Raw genomic sequence first — 1,838 nt, 5'->3', positions numbered from 1 at the left:
GGGTGTGGGGGGGGGGGGGGGGGCTGCTGGCCCCCCACACCCCCGCCGCCCCACTGCCCTATTGAAAACTCGCGGTTTGCTTCCGGGGGGGGGGCCCCCCCCCCCCCCCGGCCGACCGGCGGTCCCGCATCCCGCTCGTTGCCGTTGCCGTTGCCGTTGCGGTCATTGACCTCGCGCCCACGAGGAGACGAGGATCCCCGTATGACGGCAGTGCGGAAGAACACGGTCGACGGACTGGTCCACGACAGCGCCCGGCGCGTCCCCCACCGGGTGGCGGTCCGCTACCACGAGCGGGCCTGGACCTACGCGGAACTCGACGCGGCGGTCTCCACGGGCGCGCACGTACTGCGGGAGCGGTACGGACTCGCGGAGGGGGACCGGGTCGCGACCTTCGCGCACAACTCCGACGCCTACCTGATCGCCTTCCTCTCCTGCGCGCGGGCCGGGCTCACGCACGTCCCGGTCAACCAGAACCTGACCGGCGAGGACCTCTCCCACATCCTGGAGAACTCCGCGAGCTCACTGGTCCTCGCGGACCCCGGCCTGGCCGGCCGGGTCCCCGACGGGTTCGCCGTAAGGCCGCTGCGCGACGCGCCCGGCTCCTTCCTCGCGGAACTCGCCGAACCGGCGCCGTACGCCGTCCGCGCCGCCGACCCGTCCCGGCTGGCGCAGCTGCTGTACACCTCCGGGACGACCGCCCTGCCGAAGGGCGCGATGATGACGCACGAGGCGCTGTGCCACGCGTACGAGAGCGCGATCGCCGCCCTCGACCTGGGGGAGGAGGACCTGCCGGTCCACGCCCTGCCGCTGTACCACTCGGCGCAGACGCACGTGTTCCTGCTGCCGTACCTGGCGGTCGGCGCGCGGAACACGATCGTGGACTCCCCGGTCGCGACGGAGCTCTTCGACCTGGTGGAGGCGGGGGAGGCCGACAGCCTGTTCGCGCCGCCCACGGTGTGGATCGGGCTGGCGAACCACCCGGACTTCGCGGTCCGCGACCTGTCCGCGCTGCGCAAGGCGTACTACGGGGCGTCGATCATGCCGGTGCCCGTCCTGGAGCGGCTGCGCGCGCGGCTCCCGGGGCTCGGCTTCTACAACTGCTTCGGGCAGAGCGAGATCGGACCGCTGGCCACGGTGCTGCGGCCGGAGGAGCACGAAGGCCGGATGGACTCCTGCGGGCGGCCGGTGCGCCACGTGGACGCGCGGGTCGTCGACGAGGACGGGGCGGACGTGCCGGACGGCACCGCGGGCGAGGTGGTCTACCGGTCCCCGCAGTTGTGCCGGGGCTACTGGAACGACGCGGAGGCGACGAAGAAGGCCTTCCGGGACGGCTGGTTCCGCTCCGGGGACCTGGCGGTCCGGGACGCCGAGGGGTACTTCACGGTCGTGGACCGGGTGAAGGACGTCATCAACTCCGGCGGCGTGCTGGTCGCCTCGCGTCAGGTCGAGGACGTCCTGTACACCCATCCGGGCGTGGCGGAGGCGGCGGTGGTCGGCCTGCCGGACGAGCGGTGGATCGAGGCGGTCACGGCGGTGGTGGTCCCGCGCGACGGCGTGACGGAGGCCGAACTGCTCGCGTACGCCCGGGAGCGGCTGGCCCACTTCAAGGCCCCGAAGCGCGTGGTCTTCGTGGACTCCCTCCCGCGCAACGCGAGCGGAAAGATCCTCAAACGCACCCTCCGCGACCGCCTCTCGCACCCCGCCTGACCGCTCTCACCTCCCTCCCGCGGGGGGGGGGGGGGGGGCCCCGGCGGGGGGGGGGGGGGGGGGGGGGGGGGGGGGGGGGGGAAGAACGGGGGGAGGCGGGTGGCGGGGAGCTGCGGGCGTGGGGGTGGGTG

At 74.2% G+C, this 1,838-nt stretch carries 1 protein-coding gene; it reads left to right on the top strand.

Annotated elements, in window-relative coordinates:
• The first annotated feature begins 201 nt into the window (after positions 1–201).
• Positions 202–1,707, top strand: a complete 1,506-nt coding sequence (locus ACWF9Z_RS06820) for a fatty acyl-CoA synthetase (protein WP_453598208.1) — start codon at positions 202–204, stop codon at positions 1,705–1,707.
• The last annotated feature ends 131 nt before the right edge of the window (positions 1,708–1,838 follow it).

The sequence above is a fragment of the Streptomyces sp. NPDC054961 genome (genome assembly GCF_053609145.1).
This window is presented reverse-complemented; position numbering and strand designations above follow the sequence as displayed.